The sequence below is a fragment of the Streptomyces sp. NPDC007346 genome, assembly GCF_040703535.1.
Taxonomy (GTDB): Bacteria; Actinomycetota; Actinomycetes; order Streptomycetales; family Streptomycetaceae; genus Streptomyces.
Map to the genome: position 1 here is coordinate 31,681 of NZ_JBEYKR010000018.1, position 22,958 is coordinate 54,638.

22 protein-coding genes are annotated in these 22,958 nt (G+C 73.6%); 5 read left to right on the top strand and 17 right to left on the bottom strand.

Annotation, left to right across the window (positions count from 1 at the left end):
- Window positions 1–231: 231 nt before the first annotated feature.
- Window positions 232–1,686, top strand: coding sequence for a SpoIIE family protein phosphatase (locus tag AB0917_RS08325; protein WP_366818729.1), 1,455 nt, complete (start codon window positions 232–234; stop codon window positions 1,684–1,686).
- Here the strand turns inward: AB0917_RS08325 and AB0917_RS08330 are convergent.
- The 6 genes from AB0917_RS08330 to AB0917_RS08355 all read right to left on the bottom strand — a co-directional run bounded on the left by AB0917_RS08330 (window position 1,659) and on the right by AB0917_RS08355 (window position 5,546).
- Window positions 1,659–2,000, bottom strand: coding sequence for a DUF2516 family protein (locus AB0917_RS08330; protein ID WP_366818697.1), 342 nt, complete (start codon window positions 1,998–2,000; stop codon window positions 1,659–1,661). The two genes, AB0917_RS08325 and AB0917_RS08330, sit on opposite strands and share 28 nt — an antisense overlap.
- A gap of 169 nt (window positions 2,001–2,169) precedes the next feature.
- On the bottom strand, window positions 2,170–2,895 hold the full coding sequence (locus AB0917_RS08335) for a hypothetical protein (protein WP_366818698.1): 726 nt from the start codon (window positions 2,893–2,895) through the stop codon (window positions 2,170–2,172).
- 34 nt (window positions 2,896–2,929) lie between these two features.
- Window positions 2,930–3,448, bottom strand: a complete 519-nt coding sequence (locus AB0917_RS08340) for a helix-turn-helix transcriptional regulator (protein WP_366818699.1) — start codon at window positions 3,446–3,448, stop codon at window positions 2,930–2,932.
- A gap of 223 nt (window positions 3,449–3,671) precedes the next feature.
- Complete coding sequence (locus AB0917_RS08345; RefSeq protein WP_366818700.1) at window positions 3,672–3,995, bottom strand: hypothetical protein; 324 nt, start codon at window positions 3,993–3,995, stop codon at window positions 3,672–3,674.
- A gap of 232 nt (window positions 3,996–4,227) precedes the next feature.
- Window positions 4,228–4,962, bottom strand: a complete 735-nt coding sequence (locus tag AB0917_RS08350; RefSeq protein WP_366818701.1) for a hypothetical protein — start codon at window positions 4,960–4,962, stop codon at window positions 4,228–4,230.
- A gap of 233 nt (window positions 4,963–5,195) precedes the next feature.
- Entirely contained in the window at window positions 5,196–5,546 is a 351-nt protein-coding gene (locus tag AB0917_RS08355) for a helix-turn-helix domain-containing protein (RefSeq protein ID WP_366818702.1), read from the bottom strand.
- A gap of 49 nt (window positions 5,547–5,595) precedes the next feature.
- Here AB0917_RS08355 and AB0917_RS08360 point away from each other — a divergent pair, with 49 nt between their 5' ends.
- Window positions 5,596–6,525: an NAD(P)-binding domain-containing protein gene (locus AB0917_RS08360; protein WP_366818703.1), complete on the top strand. Its 930-nt coding sequence runs from the start codon at window positions 5,596–5,598 to the stop codon at window positions 6,523–6,525.
- 95 nt (window positions 6,526–6,620) lie between these two features.
- Complete coding sequence (locus tag AB0917_RS08365) at window positions 6,621–7,544, top strand: LLM class F420-dependent oxidoreductase (protein ID WP_366818704.1); 924 nt, start codon at window positions 6,621–6,623, stop codon at window positions 7,542–7,544.
- 74 nt (window positions 7,545–7,618) lie between these two features.
- Here the strand turns inward: AB0917_RS08365 and AB0917_RS08370 are convergent, their stop codons facing one another.
- Entirely contained in the window at window positions 7,619–8,800 is a 1,182-nt protein-coding gene (locus AB0917_RS08370) for a WYL domain-containing protein (protein WP_366818705.1), read from the bottom strand.
- A gap of 102 nt (window positions 8,801–8,902) precedes the next feature.
- On the opposite strand from AB0917_RS08370, the gene AB0917_RS08375 reads away from it, so the two are divergent.
- The gene (locus AB0917_RS08375) at window positions 8,903–9,487 is read left to right on the top strand and encodes a DinB family protein (protein ID WP_366818730.1); all 585 of its coding nucleotides are present in this window, start codon (window positions 8,903–8,905) and stop codon (window positions 9,485–9,487) included.
- Window positions 9,488–9,651: 164 nt separating this feature from the next.
- The gene (locus AB0917_RS08380) at window positions 9,652–10,707 is read left to right on the top strand and encodes a winged helix DNA-binding domain-containing protein (protein WP_366818706.1); all 1,056 of its coding nucleotides are present in this window, start codon (window positions 9,652–9,654) and stop codon (window positions 10,705–10,707) included.
- A 347-nt stretch (window positions 10,708–11,054) separates the two neighbouring features.
- Here the strand turns inward: AB0917_RS08380 and AB0917_RS08385 are convergent, their stop codons facing one another.
- The 10 genes from AB0917_RS08385 to AB0917_RS08430 form a co-directional block, all read right to left on the bottom strand.
- Entirely contained in the window at window positions 11,055–11,999 is a 945-nt protein-coding gene (locus AB0917_RS08385) for an alpha/beta fold hydrolase (RefSeq protein WP_366818707.1), read from the bottom strand.
- A 62-nt stretch (window positions 12,000–12,061) separates the two neighbouring features.
- Window positions 12,062–12,364, bottom strand: a complete 303-nt coding sequence (locus AB0917_RS08390; RefSeq protein WP_366818708.1) for an acyl-CoA carboxylase epsilon subunit — start codon at window positions 12,362–12,364, stop codon at window positions 12,062–12,064.
- 95 nt (window positions 12,365–12,459) lie between these two features.
- On the bottom strand, window positions 12,460–14,001 hold the full coding sequence (locus tag AB0917_RS08395; protein ID WP_366818732.1) for an acyl-CoA carboxylase subunit beta: 1,542 nt from the start codon (window positions 13,999–14,001) through the stop codon (window positions 12,460–12,462).
- 112 nt (window positions 14,002–14,113) lie between these two features.
- Window positions 14,114–15,037: a 4'-phosphopantetheinyl transferase superfamily protein gene (locus tag AB0917_RS08400; RefSeq protein ID WP_366818709.1), complete on the bottom strand. Its 924-nt coding sequence runs from the start codon at window positions 15,035–15,037 to the stop codon at window positions 14,114–14,116.
- Between the two features lie 158 nt (window positions 15,038–15,195).
- Window positions 15,196–16,689, bottom strand: a complete 1,494-nt coding sequence (locus AB0917_RS08405; RefSeq protein WP_366818710.1) for an MFS transporter — start codon at window positions 16,687–16,689, stop codon at window positions 15,196–15,198.
- 102 nt (window positions 16,690–16,791) lie between these two features.
- Window positions 16,792–19,308 (bottom strand): SDR family oxidoreductase, encoded by a 2,517-nt coding sequence (locus AB0917_RS08410; protein ID WP_366818733.1) that lies wholly within the window; start codon window positions 19,306–19,308, stop codon window positions 16,792–16,794.
- Window positions 19,309–19,381: 73 nt separating this feature from the next.
- On the bottom strand, window positions 19,382–20,326 hold the full coding sequence (locus AB0917_RS08415) for an aromatase/cyclase (protein WP_366818712.1): 945 nt from the start codon (window positions 20,324–20,326) through the stop codon (window positions 19,382–19,384).
- Window positions 20,327–20,448: 122 nt separating this feature from the next.
- The gene (gene fabG, locus AB0917_RS08420) at window positions 20,449–21,234 is read right to left on the bottom strand and encodes a 3-oxoacyl-ACP reductase FabG (protein WP_366818713.1); all 786 of its coding nucleotides are present in this window, start codon (window positions 21,232–21,234) and stop codon (window positions 20,449–20,451) included.
- 120 nt (window positions 21,235–21,354) lie between these two features.
- Window positions 21,355–21,624 (bottom strand): acyl carrier protein, encoded by a 270-nt coding sequence (locus AB0917_RS08425; protein WP_366818714.1) that lies wholly within the window; start codon window positions 21,622–21,624, stop codon window positions 21,355–21,357.
- Window positions 21,625–21,705: 81 nt separating this feature from the next.
- Window positions 21,706–22,902, bottom strand: a complete 1,197-nt coding sequence (locus AB0917_RS08430) for a ketosynthase chain-length factor (RefSeq protein WP_366818734.1) — start codon at window positions 22,900–22,902, stop codon at window positions 21,706–21,708.
- Between the last annotated feature and the right edge of the window lie 56 nt (window positions 22,903–22,958).

Genomic DNA, 22,958 nt, shown 5'->3' on the forward strand with positions numbered 1-22,958 from the left:
GGCGCCGGCGTGCGCGGGTGATGTTTGTCATGGCCTCTTTGCCGCCCCCGGAGCGCCCCATCGCGCCGGATCCGTGCCAGGACGCGGCTTATGACGGCGCATATGACAGGGGCCGTTCCCCGTGCGCCATTCCGTTCCCCCGCCGACGACCGCTATCGTCCCCGACTGGCGGGGCGTCGATCGTCGCCCCGCCGCACCCTCGGGGGGAGGGGAGGACCCGAACCGATGCCCATACCCGAACCCGTACCGCAGCAACGTGACTCTCCCCTTGCGGAGACCAGCCATGGCGCCGACCTCACGGTCCTGGTGATCGAGGACGACCCGGCGGGCAGCATCACGGGACCCGAGCTCTCGGCAGCGGCCGGCACCCGGGTCCGTATCCGTACCGCCCGCAACCTCACCGAGGCCGGGCGGCTGCTCACCGACGACGTCGACTGCATCCTGCTGGACCTCGCGCTGCCCCTGCCGACCGGCTCCGCCTCAGCGCCGGGAGCCGCCGCACCGGGAGCCACCGCACCCGGAACCGGGGCGCCGGGAGCCGGGGCACCGGGAGCCGCCGAGCCCGGCACCGGACACCGGCCGGAGCCCGCCCCCGGCCGGACCGACGAGCTGGCGGTCCTCACCCACGTGCTGCGGATCGCCCCGCTCCACGCGGTCCTCGTGCTCACCGCGCAGGACGACACGGAGCTGGCGACCGAGGCGGTACGCGTCGGGGCGCAGGACTACCTCTTCCGGGGCGAGCTGGACGCCCGGGTGCTCAGCCGCGCGATCCGGTACGCCGTCGAGCGCAAGCGCGCCGACATCGCCCAGCACCAGCTGACGGAGTCCGGGCTGCGCGCCCAGGAGAACGCCCGCCTGGAGCGCGGCCTCCTGCCCACCCCGCTCCTGGAGGGCTCCGACCTGAGCTTCGCGGCCCGCTACCGGCCGGGCCGCAGCCGTGCCCTCCTCGGCGGCGACTTCTACGACACCGTGCGCACCCCGGACGGCACGGTCCACGCGATGATCGGCGACGTCTGCGGCCATGGCCCGGACGAGGCGGCGCTCGGCGTCGAGCTGCGGATCGCCTGGCGGGCCCTGACACTGGCCGGGCTCTGCGGCGACCAGCTGCTCACCACCCTCCAGGAGGTGCTGGAGCACGAACGGCAGAGCGAGGAGATCTTCGCGACGCTCTGCACCGTCGACATCGCCCCCGACGGCCGCCGCGCCGGACTCTGCCTGGCCGGCCACCCCGCACCGCTGCTGGCCCGCCACGGCCGGCCGGCGCGGCTGCTCCCGTACGAGGACGGCGGGCCGGCGCTCGGGCTGCTGCCGCGCGCCCGGTGGCCGCGCCGCCAGGTCGAGCTGGGCGGGGAGTGGAGCCTGATGATGTACACGGACGGGCTGATCGAGGGCCGCGTCGGGGCGGGCAGCAGTCAGCGGCTCGGCCAGGACGGCATGGTCGCGATGGTCAACAGCCGGCTGGAGCAGGGGCTGGCGGGCGAGGACCTGCTGGAGGCAGCGGTCACCGAGGTGCGGGAGCTGAACGGCGGCGAGCTGACGGACGACGTGGCGGTGCTGCTGCTGGGCCGCGACCCGCAGCGGATACGGCGACGGGGCCGGAGCGCCTCGCGCCCCGGCCCCGTATCGACCGCTACTCCTACTACCTCTGCCGCGAACGCTCAGCGCCCGCCGTTGTACGGCCCGTAGGGCCCGTCGCTGCTGGAACCGCCCCGGCGGCCACCGCCGCCCCCGCCCGAGACCTCCTTGAGCGCGGGCCGTACGTCGACCATGAACACGATCGACGCGACCACACCCGCGAGCTGGAGGAAGAGCAGGGGGATGAGCAGGTTCACGGCGACGGCGACGCCGAGAATGATCAGCCAGAACGACTTCTTCTTCTTGTCGGCGGCACGGTAGGCGTCCTCACGGGCGGTCGCCGCGAAGACGAAGGCGACCACGGCCAGCACCAGCATGCCCAGATAGAGCAGCTGGAGGAGTGTGCCGAATCCTGAGAGCAACATGGTGTGAACCGCCTAGTGAGTGGATGAGCGCCCTGCGGCCAAGGTACCGGGACAACGAACCGACCACCGGTAAAGGTGCCCACCCCGCGCCCCGGTCACTCTTCCTTCGCACGGAGCGCAGGGGTGTACGGAGCCGTCCGGGCCGCCGGAGCCGCCGGAGTTTTCGGGGTCACTCCCCGGCGGGCGGTGTGGCCTTCTTGGCGGCGGGCTTGCGCGGGGCAGGGGCCTTCTTCGCGGGCGCGGCCTTCGCCTCGGCGGCCCTGGCCTCCGCGGCCTTGGCGTCGGCCGGAGTGGCCTTGGCATCGGCCGGAGTGGCGGGCTTCACGGCGGGTGCGGGCTTCGCCGCCGCCGGCTTCACCGCGGCCGGCTCCGGCGCGCTCTTGGCCGTGGCGGCGGGCGTCGCGGCCGGCTTGGGCTCACTCCTGGTCGCGGCCTTCGGCTCGGCCTCCACGACGGTGGCGATCTCGACGATCTCGTCGGCCGTCTCGCCGCGCCAGGTCCGCACGGTCTGCTCGCCGTGCTCGGCGACCTTCTCGTACGTCTCCCGGGCCCGGACCGCGTACTCGGCGGCGATGCCCACGCCGCGCAGCGCCAGGTCCTGAGCGCTCTCGCCCAGCTTCTTCAGGTCGGCGGCGTCGAGCGCCCCGAACACCTCGGTGACCTTCGCCTGCACGGTGGCCTGGGCCTCCTTGGCCTGCGTGGTCACCTTCTCCTGCACGACCTTGGGGTCGGTGTTGCGTACGGCCTCGAACCGCTCGGGCGCCTCGGCCCGCAGCTGCTCGATCAGCGCCGGGACCTTGAGCGCCTGCTGCACGGCCAGGTCGGCCGTACCTGCGGCGAAGTAGAGGGGGGTGCGGTCGGTGAGGGTCTTGCGCAGGTCATCGGTGATGGCCATGACTGTGGTCCTCCCGGATCATCAGAACCAGCTGCTAGCTGTGAGGGTTGTCGTCTTTCCTGGCATCTGCCTTGAGCGTCCCGTCCACACCGGGGGCCCGGCCTGTCTCGTCGGCCTCAGCCGCCTTGTCGGCCTCAGAGGTCTCGTCGGCCTCTGACGTCCTGCCGGCCTCGGCCGTCCCGCCCGGCCCGTCCTCCGCCTCGGGCACGAACCCGTTCTCGCGGCGGAAGGAGTCATAGATCTGCAGCAGGACGTTCTTCTGCCGCTCGTTGATCGACGGATCGGCCAGAATGACGGCCCGCGTCTCCAGCTCCTCCCGCTCCCGCTCGTCGAGGATTCCCGCCCGTACGTAGAGGGTCTCGGCCGAGATCCGCAGCGCCTTGGCGACCTGCTGGAGCACTTCCGCACTGGGCTTGCGCAGACCACGCTCGATCTGGCTGAGGTAGGGGTTCGACACCCCGGCGGCATCCGCGAGCTGCCGCAGCGAGAGCTGCGCGGCACGGCGCTGCTCCCGGAGGTACTCACCGAGATTGCCGACGTTGAGTGATGCCATGACTCGATACTGCAACACCCCCGCTAACTTTTGCAAGCACATGCTTGCAAAAGTGTCGCGCGCCACGTGTGACCGAGCAGCGCGGATGCATGCAAGCTCACCTCTGATGAAGCGCTGGCCCTGTCGGACTGGCTGGAGCGAGTGCAGATGACGGGCCTCAGCCGTCTCGTCGATGACGAGGCGGTGGCGAAGGAGGTCACGTTCGAGAAGGGCGGCGACCGTCTCAGGACGGTGCGACGCCCTTGTTCCGGTTGGCGAATGGCCGCGCTCCGTGGAGCTGCGTGAACTCCGCGATCAGCTCCGCCTCAGCCGCAGCCGGATCTCCCTCAGGTGTCGGCAGCCACGCAACGAGCAGAGCCTCCGCATCCGCCAACTGCCAGATGTAGCGCCCGCCCCAGTGGCCGGCCATCCCCCCAGCGCCGTGGCGGCGGTACTCGTCGAGCCGCTTCCGCAGCCCCCTCCGGCCGTCCTTGCCCGCCGACGCCTTTCCGATGTAGATGACCGTGGCGCCCTCGACCCAGGCGCCACCCAGCTCGCCGGTCGTCACGGATGGGTCACGGCCTTTGAGGTGGCCGGCAGGGCTACGGGAGAGGAACGAAGGGGTCTCCGTGCTCGTGCGAAGCACCACGTAGATCCCGGGCTCCGCGGGGACGCCGCTGTCGCCCAGTTCGCGGAACGGCACAAACCCACGGAAGCCGCGTTCCGTCAGCGTCTCCCGGGTGGGTGCTGCTGTCGAACTCACGGGTGGGGGACATCGGTCAAGGGGCACCGGTCAAGGCCTACTGGAACAGGGAGCCGCCGCGGACGCGTTCCACATCGGTGACCTTGAGCTCGGCGATGTCCGCGATGGTGCCGTTGGAGACCGCGTCCGGGACGATCAACTGCTCCGGCTGGCGGTTGGTCTTGTCCGGGCCCAGGCGTTCGGCGAAGGCCTCGTGGTCGCCGAGGAAGTCGCCGTCCTTGTCGTACGCCTCGATGGTCACGCGGTAGTCAGCCGCCTCCTTGCCGAGGTTGGTGATCGAGAGGTCGTACAGATACACCGGTCCGCCCCCGAAGTCCGGGTCGACGCGTCCGTTGGAGATCTTGACGTGCTTCAGCAGTTCCTCGCGGTCGACCGGTTCGATGCCGCACAGCGTGTCCCAGGCGTTCAGCACTTCCGTGAACTGCTCCGGGGTGACCTTCTGCCCGGTCGGGGAGCCCTTCAACGACTGCTCGCGGTCCTTCCGTCGGCCCGAGCACTCGCCCGAATAGGTGTCCGTCATGGCCTTGAGTTCCTGCGCGGACATCGCGGAGATCTCGGCCTGCTTGGGCGTGTACTTCCATACGACGGCCATGAACCGCTTCTGCCCCTCGTCCAGCAGCCGGTCGTTGTACGTGGCGGACGGGGACGGCTTCGCGCTGTCGGCGGCAGCGGCCCTGGGCTTGTCGTCGTCGCCACCGTTGCCGCCGCTACAGGCTGCCGTGGTCAGGGCCAGGGCCGCGGCAAGGGCGGCCGCGGCGGACGTGCGCTTCAAGATGGTTCCCCTCACCGTCGGGCACTCCGTGGATCGTACCGGCGGCGCAAGGGCCGGCAGGGCCGTCTTCATCGAAAGGGGGCGGCATCGAGCAGGTGCACGGTGACGCCGGGCGCCGCCCCCCCATAGCCACCTTTTTGTGGGTACTGGGCAACGCCCGGCGGCGGGCCGATCCTGGTGGAGGGCGGCCGGGCGGCCCCCGAACGGGGCGGGGAGGCAAGGAGCGTGGTGCGTCAGGAGGCCGGCCGGGTGTCGGTGAGCCTCGCCAGGCGGCGGTGGCCCCAGTCGGAGAGGGCGTCGAGGAGGTGGGAGAGTTCCTGGCCGTCCGCGGTCAGGGAGTACGTCGTCTTCAGCGGCAGGACGTCGTGCACCTCCCGGTGCACCAGCCCGTCGGCCTCCATGTCGCGGAGCGCCTGCGTCAGCACCTTCTCGCTGAGGCCCGGCAGCTGACGGCGCAGCTCACCCGGGCGGCGTGGGCCGGAGGACAGGAGCCAGATCAGGCCCGTCTTCCACTTTCCGTCGATCACCGCTATCGCGGCGGTCACCCCGCACACGTTCGGGTCCTGGGCACGGCTGCGTGTCATCTTCGCCCCATTCGTTGCGAAATCACCGATTATTCCTAGGAGTTGAGCCATGTCGCTGTCGAATCAGCAACGTGAACAGTCTGCCGTCACCGTCATCGGGCTGGGGCCGATGGGACGGGCCCTGACGGGCGCGTTCCTCGATGCCGGGCTGCGGACCACCGTCTGGAACCGTACTCCTGGGCGGGACCGGGAGCTGGTCGAGCGCGGCGCGGTGAGCGCTCCGTCGGCCGAGGAGGCCGTTGCCGCGAGCGCGTTGACCGTGGTCTGCGTGGTGAACTACGACGCGATGGATGCCATCCTGCGGCGCGACGCGGTCGCCGGTGCCCTCAAGGGCCGCACCGTGGTCAGCCTGACGGCCGACACCCCGGACCGGGCCCGGGAGGCCGCGGCGTGGGCGGCCGAGCATGGCATCCGGTACCTGGACGGGGCGATCATGACGCCTACCGAGACCATCGGGACCCCGGGCGGGGTCTTCATCTACAGCGGGCCCGAGGACCTCTACCGCGAACACCGGGCTGTGCTCGATGCGTTGGGCGGCACCCACACCCACCTCGGTGAGACGGTCTGCCGGGCCGCGGCCTACGACGTCGCCCTGCTCGACATCTTCTGGACCGCGATGGCCGGCTTCAACCACGCCCTGGCGGTGGCACGGGCCGAAGGGATCACCGCCCGGGAGCTGGCCCCCTTCGCCTCGGGGATCGGTGCCATCCTTCCGGCGATCTTCACTGAGGTCGCGGAGGAGGTGGACCGGGGGACGTTCTCCGCCGAAGGCACCCCGCTCACCTCGACGGCGTCCACCATGGCCCACGTCATCCACACCTCCGAAGCCCACGGCATCGACGCGGGCGTCATGCGCGCGGCCGAGGGACTGGCCCGGCAGGCCATCGGGCTCGGTCACGGGATGGAGGGGTTCCATCGGGTGGCCGAGCTGCTGGGGCGGCGGGGGGTTGACAAGTCCCTTGAGGTGGAGACGGGTTGAGGTGATCGCGCGGCTGGGGGTCCGTTCACACAACTGACAAGCAGCCGTCACACCCGTACGGAATTCCGGTCCGGCCGCCGCCCGTTGGCATCGGTATGGCCATCGGAGTAGCACTCAACGCACGCGACGCCGGCAACGAGATCGACGCCACCGTGGCGCTCGCCCGCGAGGCCGCGGACGCGGGGCTGCGGTCGGCGTGGTTCGGGCAGCGCTTCGGCGTGGACTCACCCGCGCTCGCGGGGATCGTCGGGCGGGAGGTGCCCGGCCTCCAGGTGGGGACGTCCGCCGTCCCCGTCTTCGGCCGGCACCCCCTGCTCGTCTCCAGCCAGGCCCAGACCGCACAGGCCGCCACCCACGGCCGCTACCACCTCGGGCTCGCGCTCGGCACCAGGCACCTGACCGAGGACGGCTTCGGGATCCCGTTCGAGCGGCCCATCGCCCGCCTGCGTGAATTCCTCACCGCCCTACGGCAGTTGACCGAGACCGGTACCGCCGACTTCCACGGCGAGCTGATCACCGCCGCCACCCCGATCCCCGCCCGCGTCCCGGGCGCCGAGGGCGGTGTGCCGCTGCTCGTCGCCGCGATGGGGCCCCAGGCGCTGCGCGTCAGCGGGGAGTTGGCGGACGGGATCCTGCCCTACATGGCCGGACCACGCGCCCTGGCCGACCACATCGTCCCGGCCGTCACCGCCGCGGCCGAGGCGGCCGGGCGGCCCGCGCCCCGGATCGTCGCGCTGGTCAACGGCGTGGTGACCGACGACGTCGACTCCGTACGGCAGCGGCTCACCGAGCAGTTGGCGTTCTACGAGAAGATCCCGTCCTACACGCGCGCCATCGAGCTCTCCGGCGGCAGGCGAGCGGTCGACGTGGCAGCGATCGGGGACGAGAAGGCGGTCGCCGCCGAGGTACGGCGCTACCGGGACGCGGGGGCCACGGAGGTGGTCTTCGCGGCGACGGAGGTCGCCGGGGACGCCGACCGCCGCCGCACCTGGGCACTCCTCGGGGAGCTGGCCGGCTGACGGGGTACGGGGTAGGGCTGACGGCTGACGGGGTACGGCTGACGGGGTACGGATAGCAGGTTACGCGTGGCAGGTTACGGGTGACGGGGCGTCGCCTTCGTACCGGCGGCGGCCGCGTACCTGGTCGCCAACTGCGCGAACACCGCTCGGAGTTCGGGCGGGCCGACGACCTCGATGTCGGCGTCGAACCTGCCGATCGCGGCCGCCAGGCCGGCCCACGACCAGGAGCCCAGCACCAGACGGCAGCGGTCCGGGCCGAGCTCCTCGACGATCCCCTCGCGGGTGTGGCGGAGGACGTCGGCGGCGGGGAGGGCGAGGATCACCTCCCCCCGGCAGGGCCATCCGCCGACACCGTCCTCGGTGGCGGCGGTGGCGCCCCGGAACCGGGCGGTGACGAAGGCCGCCACGCTCCCGCCGGGCAGTTCGCGCGGGGTGAAGCGGGGCCCGGTGGGGGTGCGCGGGGCGATCCGGTCGGCACGGAAGGTCCGCCAGTCGCCGCGATCGAGGTCCCAGGCCACGAGGTACCAGCGCCGGCCCCAGGTGACGAGGTGGTGGGGCTCCACCCGGCGAGGCGGGGACAGCACACCCCAGGCGCCGCCGGGCCCGCCCTCACCCTCGGCCGCCGCCCCTCCCCCTACGGGACCGGACGCCCCCGCCGCCCCTCGCTCGGGACCCGACGCCCCGGTCGCCCCTCGCACAGGCCCCGACGCCGCCGCCCCTCGCCCGGGACCGGACGACACCCCCGCCCCTCCCCCTCCAGGCCCCGACACCGGGCTGTAGTCGAAGCGCAGCACCTCGCGCGCGTGCACGGCGGCCCCGATCGCCATCAGCACACCGCTGTCCACCTGAGGCTCCGGGCGGGCCTCCGGGCGGTCCACGGCGGTGACCTGGAGGGTGTCGACGCGGTGGCGCAGCCGGGCGGGCAGCACCTGGCGGACCGTGTTCAGCGCGCGGGCCGCCGCCTCCTCGATGCCCGCGCCGGTGGTGGTCGCGATCTGGAGGGCGACCGCCAGGGCCACGGCCTGCTCGTCGTCGAAGAGGAGCGGCGGCAGCTCCGTACCCGCGTCGAGGCGGTAGCCGCCGTCCGGGCCCTTCATGGCCACGACCGGGTAGCCGAGCTCACGCAGCCGGTCCACGTCGCGGCGTACCGTACGGGCGCTGACGTCCAGCCGTTCGGCCAGCAGCGCCCCCGGCCAGTCCCGGCGCGCCTGGAGCAGGGAGAGCAGCGACAGCAGCCGCGCTGAAGTTTTCGGCATGACATCCATGGTTGCACGCAGTAGCGGACACAACCTGACCGCTTCTCTTGCGATGGTGGATCCGTGCCCGAGAACGCGTACGAAACGAAAGGCCCGATCACCATGACCTCCTCCCCGTCCGCCACCCCGTCCCCCGCACCGGACAGCGAGCGCGCCGACCTCCTCGCCGAGCTGGCCGACGCGCGCGCCGCCCTGATCCGTACCGCGCGCGGGCTCAGCGACGAGCAGATCGCCGAGCGGCCGACCGTCAGCGCGCTCTGCCTGGGCGGGCTGCTCAAGCACGTCACCTCCACCGAGGAGAGCTGGCTGCGGTTCGTGGTCGATGGCCCCTCCGCGATGTCCTTCGACCTGCCCGAGGGCGTGACGTGGGAGCAGTTCGCGGCCGGTACCGCGAGCGCGTACCCGCAGTGGGCCATCGACCGGCAGAACGACTTCCAGGTCCTGCCCGGTGAGACCCTGTCCGGCATTCTCGCGCGGTACGAGGAGGTCGCCGCCCGCACCGAGAAGGTCGTCGCCGACCTCCCCGACCTGTCCGCCACGCACCCGCTGCCCGACGCGCCGTGGAACGAACCCGGAGCCGTACGCAGCGTCCGCCGCGTGCTGATCCACGTCATCGCCGAGACGACCCAGCACGCCGGGCACGCGGACATCCTGCGTGAGGCGATCGACGGGCAGACCTCGACGTGAGCCGCGCATCAGCCGGCCGTACACCCTCCGGCCCCGCGCCCTCCGACCCCGCGCCGTCCGGCCCTGCGTCCTCCGGTCCTGCGTCCTCCAGCCGTCGTAAGCCGGTCGGCCGTGCGCCCGTTCTCGACGCTCGCACGCTCAACCGGGCCACGCTCGCACGGCAGTTGCTGCTCGACCGGGCCGACGCACCGGCCCTCGAAGCCGTCGCGCACCTCTGCGGGTTGCAGGCGCAGGAGCCGCAGGAGCCGTTCACCGGGCTGTGGTCACGGTTGCGCGGGTTCCAACCCGCCGCGCTGAACGACCTGTTGACCGGGCGGCGCGTCGTACGCACCCACCTCATGCGCCGCACCGTGCACCTCGTCACCGCCGAGGACGCCCTCGCCTGGCGGGCCCGCCACAACGCCATGCTGCGGCAGCGGGTGCTCGGGGCCTACCGCCGCGAGCTCGCCGGGGTCGACCTCGGCGAACTCGCGGCGGCGGGGCGGGCGGTGCTGGCCGACGGCGAACCCCGCTCGATGCCCGCACTCGCCCGCGCGGTCGCCGACCGCTGGCCGGAGCCGGGGACCCGGGCCCTGGGCGAGATGCTCGTCGCCGGTGTCCTGCCGATGGTCCAGCTGCCGCCGCGCGGGGTGTGGCGGACGAAGGCGGGGGTGCGCAACGCCCTGGTCTCCTCCTGGCTGGGGCGCGAGGTCGATCCGCCGTCCCCGGACGAGGGGGCCGACCCGGTGGGGCAGGCGCTGGTACGGCGCTACCTCGCCGCGTACGGGCCCGCCGCCACCGCCGACGTACGCGCCTGGTCCGGGCTGGCCGGGCTGCCGGGCGCGGTGGCCGCCCTCCGCGGGGAGCTGGTCGCCTTCCGCGACGAGCGGGGCCGGGAGCTGCTGGACCTCCCCGACGCGCCGCGGCCGGACGCCGACACCCCCGCGCCGGTACGGTTCCTGCCCGCGTTCGACAACGCGGTCCTCGGCTACGACGACCGCACCCGGATCATCGACGACGCCGACCGGGGCCTGTCGGTCACCGGCGCCCGGGTCGTCCTGGTCGACGGCCGGGTCTCCGCGACCTGGGACGTGGAGCCGGGGACGGACACGGTGGTGGTCGCGCCGCTGCGGCCGTTCTCCCGCGCCGAGCGGACCGCCGTCGGGGAGGAGGGGCGGGAGCTGGCGGGCTTCCTCTCCGACGGCGGGAGCCGGCGGGTGCGGGTCGCCTCGTCGGCGTGAGTCCGTACGAGTCGGCGGGGGCCCGTACAAGTCGGCGGGGGCCGTACGAGTCGGCGGGGGCCGTACGAGTCGGCGGGGGCCCGCGTACGCCCGCGTGAGTCGGTCGGGCGCCGCTTACGCCTGCGTGAATCAGTCGGTTCCCCGGAATATGTGCTGGTCAGGGGTGTCCAGGTCCTCACCGGCCAGGAGGGCGGGCCGTGACGGGCGTACCTGGTGCCCTACGGGCCCGGCCGGCCGCGCCGGGCGGGTACGTGGGCGCGCGAGCACGAACGGGCGCGGCGGCAGCGGTGGCCGCGGCGGCGAGGTCGCCTGGTCGAGCGTGGCGTACTGCATGGTGCCTCCCGTGTTCATAAGGCCGCCCCCACAGGCCGACGCTGCGGCACCGCCGCGTCGCGTGCGAGGAGGCACTCCTCCAGGAATCCGCAGACCCGCAGGTGGTACGTGCGGGCCGCCCAGCCGAGGCTGATGTTGTGGCCCGCGTCGGGCTGGTGGTCGACGCGCACCCGGGCGGAGGCGAACGGCCGGATCAGGTCCGCCACCGCCTCCTCGTCGTACCGCCACCACTGCTCCTGCTCGGCGAAGGTGAAGCGGACGGGGACCCGTACCCGTGCGGCCAGCTCCGGATACAGCTCCGGCCACGACGGCCCCTGCGCCGCCTCGGTCTCCGGGACCGGGGAGAGGAGCGCCTGCCCCAGCCGGAAGGCGTCCGGCGGGTAGAGGCGCAGGGCTCCCCAGTGCTTGCGCCAGTCCCCCTGGCCGCCGGGGCCGGGGAGCTGGTGCGGGGCGACGGCGAGGCGGTGGCCGAGACCGGAGATGTCCACGCCGAGCAGGACGTCCCCGAACGCGTCGGCCGCCGCGTCGGCCGCCGCCAGCGCGAGCTTGCCCCCGTAGCTGTGGGCGACCAGGAACAGGCCGGCCCCGGTGGCGTACCGCGCCGAGAAGTCGGCCAGCGCGGCGCGCAGGACGGGGGCGGAGTCCTCCAGGTCCAGGCCCCGGGGCAGCCGCGCGGCGGAGAGGCCGTAACCGGGGCGGTCGACGGCGAGCACGGTGTAGCCGAGCTGGGCCCCCAGGGCGAGGAGGGAGAGGCCGGGGCGGGCGCGGTTGTCGAAGTAGCCGGCACGCATGCCTCCCCCGTGCAGGGCCACGAGGACCGCGCGGGGCGCCGTGTCCACCGGCTCGGCGAGCAGGGCGGACAGGGCGAGGCCGTCGGCGTGCAGGGTGATCGCGCGGACCTGCGGTGCGGCGGTGCCGGCTTCGGCGACCGCGACGGCGAGGGGCGAGAGCTGGGGCATCGGAACTCCTTTCGCGCAGAGGGGTGTTGAGAGGGCGGACGCGCCCTGGCTGCGGGCCCCGATCAGCCCGTGCCGCTTCCCGACGCCCGCCAGCCGCGCGGGTCGCGGTGCGGGGCCGCTCGCTCCGGGCGGCGCCAGCCGGCCGTACGCGGGGGCCCGGCGCACTCGTCCCCGTACGCTTCCGCCGTCGCCAGCCGGCTCAGCAGGACCGCGGTCAGGGCGGCGAGGTCGGCCGCGGTGGGCTGCCCCCGCACGATGCGGAAGGTGGCGGCGCCCTCCGGCCCGTCCCTGCCGTCCCTGCCGTCCCTGCCGGGCACGCCGGCCCCGCTGGGCACGCCGGGCACGCCCACGGTGGCGGTCTTCACGCCAGGCACGCCGGCCCCGCTGGGCACGCCAGGCACGCCGGGCACGCCGACCCCGCCGGGTGCGCCCACGGTGGCGGTCCTTCCGCCGGGCGCGCTCACTGCGGCGGGTTGCCGTGCTTGCGCGACGGCAGGTCGGCGTGTTTGTGGCGCAGCATCGCCAGCGACCGGATGATGATCCGCCGGGTCTGGCGCGGGTCGATCACGTCGTCCACCAGCCCGCGTTCGGCCGCGTAGTAGGGGTGCATCAGCTCGACCTGGTACTCCTTGATCTTCTGCTGCCGCACCGCGTCCGGGTCGTCCGCGGCGTTGATCTCGCGGCGGAAGATGACGTTGGCGGCGCCCTCCGCGCCCATGACGGCGATCTCGTTCGACGGCCAGGCGAGCGCGAGGTCGGTGCCGATGGAGCGGGAGTCCATGACGATGTACGCGCCGCCGTACGCCTTGCGCAGGACCAGGGAGATCCGGGGGACGGTGGCGTTGCAGTACGCGTAGAGCAGCTTCGCGCCCCGCCGGATGATGCCGTTGTGCTCCTGGTCCACGCCCGGCAGGAAGCCCGGTACGTCGATCAGCGTGACCAAGGGGATGTTGAACGAGTCGCAGAACTGGACGAACCGCGCCGCCTTCTCGGAGGCGTTGATGTCGAGCACGCCCGCGGAGGAGGCGGGCTGGTTGGCGACGATGCCCACGACCTCGCCGCCCATCCGGGACAGGGCGCAGACGATGTTGGTGGCCCAGGCCGGATGCACCTCGAAGTAGTCGCCGTCGTCGACGATCTCCTCGATCACGGTCCGGATGTCGTAGACCCGCTGCGGGTCGTCGGGCACCAGCTCCAGCAACCGGTCGGCCGACCGGTCCGCCGGGTCGGTGACCGGGGCGCCCGGGGGCAGGTCCCGGTTGTTGGACGGCAGCAGCGACAGCAGGTGGCGGACGTCCTCCATGCAGGCGCGCACGTCGTCGTAGGCGAAGTGCGCCACGCCGGAGGTCGACGCGTGGACATCGGCTCCGCCCAGCCCGTCCTGGGTGATCTCCTCGCCCGTCACGGACCGCACCACGTCCGGGCCGGTGATGAACATCTGCGAGATCCCGCGGACCATGAAGACGAAGTCGGTCAGCGCCGGCGAGTAGGCGGCGCCGCCCGCGCACGGGCCGAGCATGACGGAGATCTGCGGGATCACCCCGGACGCCTTGGTGTTGCGGAGGAAGATGCCGCCGTAGCCGGCGAGCGCGGAGACCCCCTCCTGGATGCGGGCGCCCGCACCGTCGTTGAGCGAGACCAGCGGCGCACCGGCCGCCAGGGCCATGTCCATGATCTTGTGGATCTTGGCCGCGTGCGCCTCGCCCAGGGCCCCGCCGAAGATCCGGAAGTCATGGGCGTACAGGAAGACGGTCCGGCCGTGGACCGTGCCCCAGCCGGTGATGACCCCGTCCGTGTAGGGGCGCTTGTCCTCCAGCCCGAAGCCGGTGGCCCGGTGTCTGCGCAACGGCTCGACCTCGGTGAACGTGCCCTCGTCGAGGAGCAGGTCGATCCGTTCCCGGGCGGTCAGCTTGCCCTTGGCGTGCTGGCGCTCGGTGGCCAGCGGATCGGGCCCCTTGTGGACCTCCTCCTTGATCAGGCCGAGTTCTTCCAGGCGCTCCATGGCCGTCCAGTGGCCCCGCGCGGCGAGCCGGGGGGCGGCGGCGTTCTCCGCCGTGATGCGGGGAGGGTTCTGTGCAGTGGTCTTCTCGTCGGTCGACATGGGTGCACGCTCCTCAACGTGAGCTTCGGGTGATCGTGCTGCCGGGGTGTGCGTCCGGGGCGCCGTCGCCGTACAGGGGTTCGGCGGGCAGCCACCGGACGGCGACGTGGTCCGGGCGGTCGCCGGGCACCGCGATCGCCGCCGCGTGCTCCGGCCCGGCGGGCAGGTCGAGCACCGCCCAGCGGGCGGGCCTGCGGCGGAGGTCGGACCCCAGGTAGTCGGTGCGCGGGTGACGGGACAGGCCGGTGCCCAGGGCCTTGAGGTACGCCTCCTTACGGGTCCACAGCCGGCCGAAGTGCGCCCGGCGCTCACCCGGCGGCGCGGCCTCCAGCTCCGCCTGCTCCCCGGGGTGCAGTGCGCGGGCGCACGCCTCGACGGTCTGCGCGGACGGCAGCCGTTCGACGTCGACGCCGATGACGCGCGGGGCCACCACGACGGCGATCAGCCCCCGGCTGTGCGCCAGGGAGAAGTGCAGCGGCGGTCCGCCGGCCTGGGCCTGGACCACGGCGGGCCGGCCGTGCGGGCCCGCGCAGCCGGGGCAGGGCTCCCGTACGAACGTGAGGGCGGCGGGCGGCCGGTCGAGGTAGCCGCCCAGCAGCCGCCGCAGTGCCGTGTGCGCGGTGGCGTAGGTGGCCCGGTCGGCGGGGCGCACGAAGGAGGCCGCCCGCCGGAGTTCGTCGGCGCTGAGGCCGGGGGGCGGGTCGGCGTCGGTCCGGGCCGCGTGGGCCTGGGGCTGAGGCCGGGGCGGGGGCCGGTGGCCGTCGTCTGCGGCCGGACGGCCGGGGTGGGGCGGGGGCCGGTGGCCGTCGTCTGCGGCCGGACGGCCGGGGTGGGGCGGGCGTACGAGCCAGACGTCCACGTGGCCGGGGGCGGGGCGGGGGTGGGGTGCGGCCGGTGGGGCGGCGAGGGGAGGGGCGGGGGCGTGCGCGGTGTCCATGGCTGTCTGTCCCTGGGGTCCGAGGGGCGGGGAGGGAGGCCGGGTGCGGTGGTCCGGTGCGCTCAGGGGCGCCCGCCCGGCGCATGTACGCCTGATGAGCCCCTGCGCCCAGTGAGCCCGCGTACGCCCGGGTGGGCCGGCGTGCCCCGCCCGGGTGGTCAGGGCGGGCCCGTACGCCGGGGGCGCAGGCCGGTGAGTGCGGTCAGCAGGCCCAGGCCGCCGACCACGGCGACCAGGGTCAGCGCCGGGCGGCCGGCCGCCGCGATCTCCGCCGCCCCCGCCCCCGCCGGTGGCGCGAACCCGGCGAGCAGCGCGGCCACGAGGGCCACCGTGAGCGCGGCGCCCACCTGGACGCCGGTCTGGTAGAGGCCGCTGCCCGCACCCCGTTCGGCGGGCGGCAGTTGGGAGGTCGCCTGACTGTTCAGTGCGGCGAAGGAGAGCACGAAACCGGCCCCCACCAGCAGCATCGTGGGCAGGATCCCGGTGGCGTACGCCGGTGGCCAGGGCGTTCGCAGGAGCAGCAGGTACCCGGCGAGCGGGAGGAGCGCCCCGGCGGCGATCAGGCGCGGCGCGCCGAAGCGGGCGACGATCCGTCCGGAGAAGAGCGCGGTCACCACGAGCGGGGCCGCGGCCGGCAGGAACGCGGCGGCGGTCCGCAGCGGGGACCAGCCCGCCAGGGTCTGGAGCTGGTGGGTGAGGACGAACAGCAGCCCCAGATAGGAGCCGTTGAGGCAGGCCGCGCCGAGCGCCGAGCGGACCATCGCGCCGCTGCGGAGCGCTTCGAACCGTACGAGCGGGTGGGCCGAGGCGCGTTCGAGGGCGGTGTAGAGGGTGAGCAGCACTCCGGCCAGGACCAGCAGGCCGGTGGAGCGGACATCGGCCCACCCGTGGGCGGGTACGGACGTGATGCCCTGGACCAGGGCGAGCAGGCCGACGAGGACCGCGCCCGCGCCCGCGAAGCCGTAACGCCGCTGGGCCGCGCCCGGTGGCCGCTTCCCCCGGCCCTCCGCCGCACCCGGTGGCCGGCCCGACCCGTCCTCCTCCGTGCGCGGGATCAGCCGCAGGCCCAGGACGAACAGGACCAGGACCGCCGGGGCCGGGAAGGCGAAGGTCAGCCGCCAGCTGAAGGCGGTCAGCCAGCCGGAGAGCAGGAGACCTGCGGTGAATCCGCCCGCGCCGAAGAGGGTGTAGACGGACAGGGCCCGGTTCCTGGGCGGCCCTTCGGGGAAGGCGGTGGCGATGATCGCGAGCCCGGTGGGGGCGGTCAGCGCCGCGCAGAAGCCCTTCACCACGCGGGTGGCGGTGAGGAGCGAGGGGTCCTCGGCGAGGGCCCCGACCAGCGAGGCGGCGGCGAAGCCGAGGAGGGCGGCGAGGTAGACCCGGCGCCGCCCCAGCAGCGCCACCACGCGGGCGCCGAACAGCATCAGGCCGCCGAAGCCGACGGCGAATCCGGTAACCGTCCACTGCGTCGTGGTGAGGGGCGCGCCGAGGTCCGTGCCGATCGCGGGCAGCGCCACGAGCGCCACGGACACTTCGAGCGCGTCGATGAGCATGTTGCCGGCGAGCACGACCAGCAGCCCCCACATCCGGGGGCTCCACGGGGCGTGCGCCGGAGCGGGTGCGGTGGGCGAGGGGACGAAGGAGCTGGTCATGGTCCGGCGCTCCAGCGGTGTCGGGGCGGCGGCGCTCCGCCGCACGGGTCGGGGACAAGGGACGACGGCCGGCCGGCGGCGCACACGCACGGCCGGCAGCGGTCAGCCGAGCAGGGTCCCGCCGCTCGCGTCGACGAACGAGCCGGTGACCCAGCGGGCGTCGTCGGAGACGAGGAAGGCGATGACGTCGGCGACGTCCTCGGGCTCGCCCACCCGGTTGAAGGTGGACAGCCCCGCCATGGCCGTGACGGCTTCCGGGATGTCGAAGACCGGGTTGCTGTTGCGGGTGATGCCGGGCGCGACGGAGTTGATGGTGATGTTGCGCGGGCCCAGGAGCTTGGCGAAGTGCAGGGCGAGCATCTCGACGGCGCCCTTGCTCATCGCGTAGGCGATCTCGTCCGGGTTGGCGAACCGCGTGAGCCCGGACGAGATGTTCACGATCCGGCCGCCGTCGGGGATGTTGGTGAGGGCCCGCTGGATGACGAAGAACGGGGCCTTCGCGTTGACCGCGAAGATGCGGTCGAACTGCTCGGGGGTCGTGTTCTCCGCCGCGACCCCGCCCATCACCCCGGCGTTGTTGACCAGGATGTTCAGCTCCGTGGAGCCGGTGCGCTCCTTGAGGCCCTCTTCGAGCCCGAGGAAGAGTTCGTGGACGCCGCCGGGCACGCCCAGGTCGGCCTGGACGGCGAAGGCGCGCCCGCCGTCCTTCTCGATGCGCTCCACGACCTCGGCCGCCGCGTCCGCGCCGGTGGCGTAGTGGACGGCGACGAGCGCGCCCTCCCGTGCCAGCCGCTCGGCGGTGGCCCGCCCCATGCCCCGGCTCGCGCCGGTGACCAGCGCCGTCTTTCCGATGAGCTTGCCCATGTTCTCTCTCCTGACGTGGTGTGAGCCGGTGTACGGGCCCATGGGTGATCGGTGTCGTTCCTGGGTGCCGGCCTTCGAGAGGGCCGGGGTGCTGGGCGTCGAAATGGCCGGGGTGTCGGTCTTCGCGACGGCAGCGGTGGTCGCAGCGGTGTCCGCAGTGGTCGCAGTGGTCGCAGTGGTCGCAGTGGTCCGCGCGTCTCGCGCGAACCATGTGCCGAGCGCCGCTTCGAGGCCCGTGGCCGACGTACCGGCCCAGGCGACGTACCCGTCCGGCCGGACCAGGACGGCATCCGCACCGTCCAGCGGCGCCCCGACCGGACCGTCCGCCGGCCGGAACGCCGTCACGACGTCCACGCTCCGGCCGAACGGCCCGGCGGCCCCCGCCAGCAGCTCCCGCCGCGCCGGGTCGTCCGCCGTCACCAGCAGCACCCCGCGAGCGGACCGCAGCAGGGCCGCCGTAGGCACGGACGAGCCGTCCGCCTCGGGGCCGTACGCGGAGGAACCCCCCGCGCCGCCCCGGAGCACCGCACGGCCCCGGGACGGGCGGAGCTTCAACGTGACCGGCGGCAGCCTGCGCCCCGCGAGCGGGTGCGGGCCGCTGCCCGGGCGGCCCGCGTCCGGGAGCTTCCCGGCGTACGCGATGTCCAGGCCGCTGATCATTCCGGCCAGGCGGGCCCGCACCCCCTCGTACGGGAGCAGCTCGCCGATCACCTGGCGCAGGCCCGTGACCTCCGGTCCGCCGAGGAGCAGCCGGGCCTGGGCGCGGATGTTGGAGAGGACCTGGCGGCCCACCTCGTGGCGCTCCTCGTGGTACGAGTCCAGCAGGCGGGCCGGGGCCCGGCCGCCGGCCACGGCCGCCAGTTTCCAGCCCAGGTTGACCGCGTCCTGGAGGCCCAGGTTGAGGGCCTGGCCGCCGATCGGCATCTGGGCGTGGGCGGCGTCCCCGGCGAGGAGCACCCGGCCGGCGCGGTAGCGGTCGGCCTGCCGGGAGACATCGCCGAACGCGTTGACCCACAAGGGGGTTCCGGCCGACAGGTCCTCGCCGGTGACGTTGTGCCAGGCGTCCACGACGTCGGCGAAGGACGCCTCGCCGGCGCGGGGGGTCCGGCCGAACTCGTGGACCATGACGCGGGTGACGCCGTCGGGCCTGCGGGCCGCGATGGCCAGTCCGCGGGGCAGCCGTTCGAAGCGCCGGCCGCGGATGTCGATGCCGTCGACGTCGGCGCGGATCAGCTCCCGTCCGGCGTCGGCCCCGGGGAAGGCGATGGCGGCGAGGCGGCGCACGGTGGACTCCTCACCGTCGCATCCGACGACGTACGGGGCCGTGATCCGGACCGGGACACCGCCCGGCCCCGCCGCCCCGACCACGGCCCGGTCCGGGTGCTGCTCCAGGCCGGTGACCCGGTGGCCGCGCCGCACCTCGGCGCCGAGCCGCACGGCCCAGGCGGCGAGGACCTCTTCGGTGCGGGTCTGCGGGACCTTCCACTGCCCCGGGTGGGGGCCGGGCAGCCGCAGGTCCAGCGGGAGGCCGCCGAAGTGGCCCATGGGCTCGTCCGGCGGGGTTCCGATCCCCTCCAGCAGCCCGCGCTGGTCGAGGATCTCCATCGTGCGGGCGTGCAGGGTGGACGCGCGGGACTCGGTCGTCGGGGCGTCGAGCCGGTCCAGCACGATCACGTCGGCGCCGCCGAGCCGCAGCTCCCCGGCGAGCATCAGCCCGACGGGGCCCGCGCCCACGACGACGACGTCCGTGTCCATGACGGTCCCGACGGCATCCGGATCCAGGACGCCGTCCACGACGGCGTCCGTGGTGACGGGGGCCCGCACGGCGTCAGCGCCGTGCTTCGGCGTAGTCCTTGGCGTGGCCGAGGGTGGCGCGGCTGTTGGTGCTGAGCGCCGACCGCACGTACTCCTTCGCCTGCGCGACGTCCGCCTCGGCCCCGAGGATCTTCCCGATGTTCTCGGGCCGGACGACCACGGTGTGCTGGGAGGTGGCGGTGACCCCGGCAGCGGTCTCCTGGAAGGTCCAGAGGCCGGTGTGCAGGCTCATCAGGGCGGGCAGGGTGGTCTGCTTGTACGCGATCTTCTCGCCGTTCAGGCAGACGCGGTACGACTTCGTCGTGTGTACGGAGCCGTCCTTGGCCCGGGTGTCCATCTCCAGGGTCTGGAGGCCGGGGCTGTCCTCGGTGAGCCGGACGACCGCCACGTGCGGCAGCCGCTCCGACCAGAGGCCGGCCTCGTTGATGAAGTCGTAGACGTCCTTGGCCGAGCCGGCGATCTCGACGGAGTCCTCGAAGGAGAAGGTCAACTCCGCCGAAGCCGTAGCCAGTTCGACGTTGGCCTTCAGGGCGGCGAGCTCGGAGCGCGAGTTGCGGTCGACGGCCTCCTCGATCCAGACGAGTCCGGCCGGGTCGTCGTCGACGGCGGTGTAGTCGTGCTGGAGCCGGATCCGCGACTCGGTGGCGGAGAGCGGCTCGATGATCCAGGTGCCGCCCATCGTCGCGACGGGCGGGGTCGAGACCTGCTGGCGGAAGGTGATCCGCATCGCCTCCCGGTCCAGGAACCGGCGCGACGTCCAGTTCTTGGCCTCGCCGTTGGCGGTGGCCCAGATCCGGATCAGCTCCTCGTCGTCGGAGCGCTCGATGTGGTCGACGTAGATGGTCGGCGGGAAGATCCGCGGCCAGTTCTCCACCTCGGCGATCAGCCGGTACACCTCCTCGGCCGGGGCCGAGACCGTGATCTCGTGCTCCACCTCGCGCAGCTGGGGGTCGGACATGCTCTTCATCTCCTCGGGTCGTCTCACTCGGGAAGCGGGCAGGGCCCGGGAAGCCGGCAGGGCCCCGGCGGCCGGTGGGGCCGGGGCCCGGTGGGGCCGGGGCCCGGTGGGGCCGGCGCGGCTCAGAAGTTGCCGAGGCCACCGCAGACGTTGAGTGCCTGCGCGGTGATGGAGGCCGCCGTGTCGGAGGCGAGGTAGCCCACCAGGCCGGCCACCTCCTCGGGGGTGGAGTAGCGGCCGAGGGGGATCTTCGCGGTGAACTTCTGCATGATCGCGTCCTCGGACGTCTCGTACGCGGCCGCGTAGCCGGCCCGCACGCGCTGGGCCATCGGCGTCTCGACGTACCCGGGGCAGACCGCGTTCACGGTGATGCCGGTGGGGGCGAGTTCGTTGCCGAGCGCCTTGGTGAAGCCGACGACGCCGTGCTTGGAGGCGGAGTAGGGAGCCCCGAGCACCACGCCCTGCTTCCCGGCGGTGGAGGCGATGTTGATGATCCGGCCGCGGTCCTTGTGGCGCATGCCGCCGGTGTTCAGTACGGCGCGGGTGAGCCGGAAGACGCTGGTGAGGTTGGTCTCCATGACGTCGTTCCACAGCTCGTCGTCCAGGTCGGCGGTGACCCCGCCACCGCTGCGGCCCGCGTTGTTGACGAGGACGTCGACCGTGCCGAACCGCTCGACGGCCGTCGTCACGAAGGCGTCGACGGAGTCCGGGGAGCGCACGTCGAGCACCGTGCCGTCGGCCTCAAGGCCCTCCTCGCGCAGGGACTTGACGGTGGCGGCGACGTTCTCGGCGTCACGGGCGCCGATGAAGACGCGGTGCCCCTGCGTGGCCAGCAGCCGGGCCACCGCCAGGCCGATGCCGCTGGTGGCGCCGGAGATGAGGGCGACGGGTCGGTCGTTTCCGGGCATGACTGCTCCTTGGGAGATACGAGGGGGGTACGGGAAATCGGAAGAGGTACGGGTACGGGTACGGGTACGGGTACGTGAGCCGGTTACGGGTGCGGGTGCCGTAGAGGTCTCAGGGGCCCGTCACGCGGCGGCCGTCTGCCCCAGGTGCTCGTTCACGACCTCGACCATGTGGCGCGGCGTGCGCACGTCGCTGACCACCGAGTCGTCGAGCGTGATGCCGTACTCGCGCTCGATCCGGCCGCACGTCTCCAGGATCGCCAGGGACTCGTAGCCCAGCGCCTCGAAGTCCGCGTCGAGGATGTCGCCGTCGAAGTCGACGCTCTCGTCGGCGCCGGCTCCCTCGCGCAGGATGCGCTTGAGGTTCTCCAGGGTGAAGGTCTGGTTGTCCATGTCTTTGTTCCGTCCTTCTCTGTCAGCTGCGGGGGGGTACTGCGGGGAAAGGGGTCCGAGGGTTCGGAGGGTTCAGAGGGTTCAGAGCGCGCCGGCGACGACCGCCGAGTTGAAGCCGCCGTGGCCCCGGGCCAGCACCAGCGCGTTGCGGACCGGGAGCACCCGGGGCTGCCCGGTCACCAGGTCCAGGTCGTAGGCGGGGTCCGGCTCGACGTTGACGGTGGCCGGGACGAGCCCCTCCCGCATGGCGAGGAAGGCGGTCGCGACGTCGAGGGGCGCGGCCCCCGAGTAGAGGCGCCCGGTCATCGTCTTCGGGGCGGTGACGGGCACCCCGCGCGGCCCGAAGACGGCGTTCAGGGCCTCGGCCTCGGCCCGGTCCAGCTCGGGTATCGCCGCCGCGTCGGCGAACACCACGTCGATGTCACCCGGGGTCAACTCCGCGTCGGCCAGGGCGAGTTCGATGGCCTTGCGGAGGCCGGGCGGGCGGCCGCTGCCGGGCGCCGGGTCGAAGGTGGAGCCGTACCCGGCGATGTGTCCGTAGACCGTGGCGCCGCGCTCCCTGGCCGCCGCCTCGTCCTCCATGATCAGGATGGCGCCGCCCTCCCCGGGGACGTGCCCGGCGGCGGCCGCGTCGAAGGGGACGTACGCGGAGTCCGGGTCGTCGCCGGTGGCGAGCCGGCCGCCCGCGAGCTGGGCGACCCAGCCCCAGGGGCAGATCGAGGCGTCCACCGAGCCGGAGACGACCAGGCTGGTCCCCTTGCGGATCTGGCGGCGGGCCTGGGCCAGCGCGTCCAGGCCGCCCGCCTGGTCGGAGACGACGACCCCGCTGGGGCCCTTCATCCCGTTGCGGATGGAGATCTGGCCGCTGTTGACCGCGTAGAACCAGGCGAAGGACTGGTACGCGGAGACGTACTGGCTGCCCTCGGCCCACAGCTTCCGCAGCTCGCCCTGGCCGAACTCGAAGCCCCCGGAGGAGCTGGCGGTGACCACGCCCATGGAGTACGCGGGGAGTTCGGCCGGTACGACCCCCGCGTCGGCGAGCGCCCAGTCGGTGGCGACGAGGGCCAGGCGGGTCATGTGGTCGGTCTGGGCCATCAGCCGGCTCGGCAGGTGCTCGGACGCGGTGAACCCCGGCACCTCCCCGGCCAGCCGCGCCGGGTACTGCGAGGGGTCGAAGCGGGTGATGCGGCCGATGCCGCTCTTGCCGACCCGGACAGCGGCCCAATAGGCCTCCGTGCCGAGGCCGTTGGGGGCGGTGATGCCTAGCCCCGTCACCACCGCGCGCGGGGTCCCCGCACTCGTGCCCGTACTCGTTCCCGTACTCGCGCTCGTGC

Bases quoted from the DNA above. Each gene is read 5' to 3' on its own strand.
- AB0917_RS08395 (WP_366818732.1), bottom strand. From the start codon at position 14,001: ATGGAGCGCCTGGAAGAACTCGGCCTGATCAAGGAGGAGGTCCACAAG.
- AB0917_RS08400 (WP_366818709.1), bottom strand. From the start codon at position 15,037: ATGGACACCGCGCACGCCCCCGCCCCTCCCCTCGCCGCCCCACCGGCC.
- AB0917_RS08415 (WP_366818712.1), bottom strand. From the start codon at position 20,326: ATGTCCGACCCCCAGCTGCGCGAGGTGGAGCACGAGATCACGGTCTCG.
- AB0917_RS08375 (WP_366818730.1), top strand. From the start codon at position 8,903: ATGACCTCCTCCCCGTCCGCCACCCCGTCCCCCGCACCGGACAGCGAG.
- AB0917_RS08360 (WP_366818703.1), top strand. From the start codon at position 5,596: ATGTCGCTGTCGAATCAGCAACGTGAACAGTCTGCCGTCACCGTCATC.
- AB0917_RS08405 (WP_366818710.1), bottom strand. From the start codon at position 16,689: ATGACCAGCTCCTTCGTCCCCTCGCCCACCGCACCCGCTCCGGCGCAC.
- AB0917_RS08385 (WP_366818707.1), bottom strand. From the start codon at position 11,999: ATGCCCCAGCTCTCGCCCCTCGCCGTCGCGGTCGCCGAAGCCGGCACC.
- AB0917_RS08370 (WP_366818705.1), bottom strand. From the start codon at position 8,800: ATGCCGAAAACTTCAGCGCGGCTGCTGTCGCTGCTCTCCCTGCTCCAG.
- AB0917_RS08335 (WP_366818698.1), bottom strand. From the start codon at position 2,895: ATGGCCATCACCGATGACCTGCGCAAGACCCTCACCGACCGCACCCCC.
- AB0917_RS08410 (WP_366818733.1), bottom strand. From the start codon at position 19,308: ATGGACACGGACGTCGTCGTCGTGGGCGCGGGCCCCGTCGGGCTGATG.
- AB0917_RS08365 (WP_366818704.1), top strand. From the start codon at position 6,621: ATGGCCATCGGAGTAGCACTCAACGCACGCGACGCCGGCAACGAGATC.
- AB0917_RS08340 (WP_366818699.1), bottom strand. From the start codon at position 3,448: ATGGCATCACTCAACGTCGGCAATCTCGGTGAGTACCTCCGGGAGCAG.
- fabG (WP_366818713.1), bottom strand. From the start codon at position 21,234: ATGCCCGGAAACGACCGACCCGTCGCCCTCATCTCCGGCGCCACCAGC.
- AB0917_RS08330 (WP_366818697.1), bottom strand. From the start codon at position 2,000: ATGTTGCTCTCAGGATTCGGCACACTCCTCCAGCTGCTCTATCTGGGC.
- AB0917_RS08425 (WP_366818714.1), bottom strand. From the start codon at position 21,624: ATGGACAACCAGACCTTCACCCTGGAGAACCTCAAGCGCATCCTGCGC.
- AB0917_RS08355 (WP_366818702.1), bottom strand. From the start codon at position 5,546: ATGACACGCAGCCGTGCCCAGGACCCGAACGTGTGCGGGGTGACCGCC.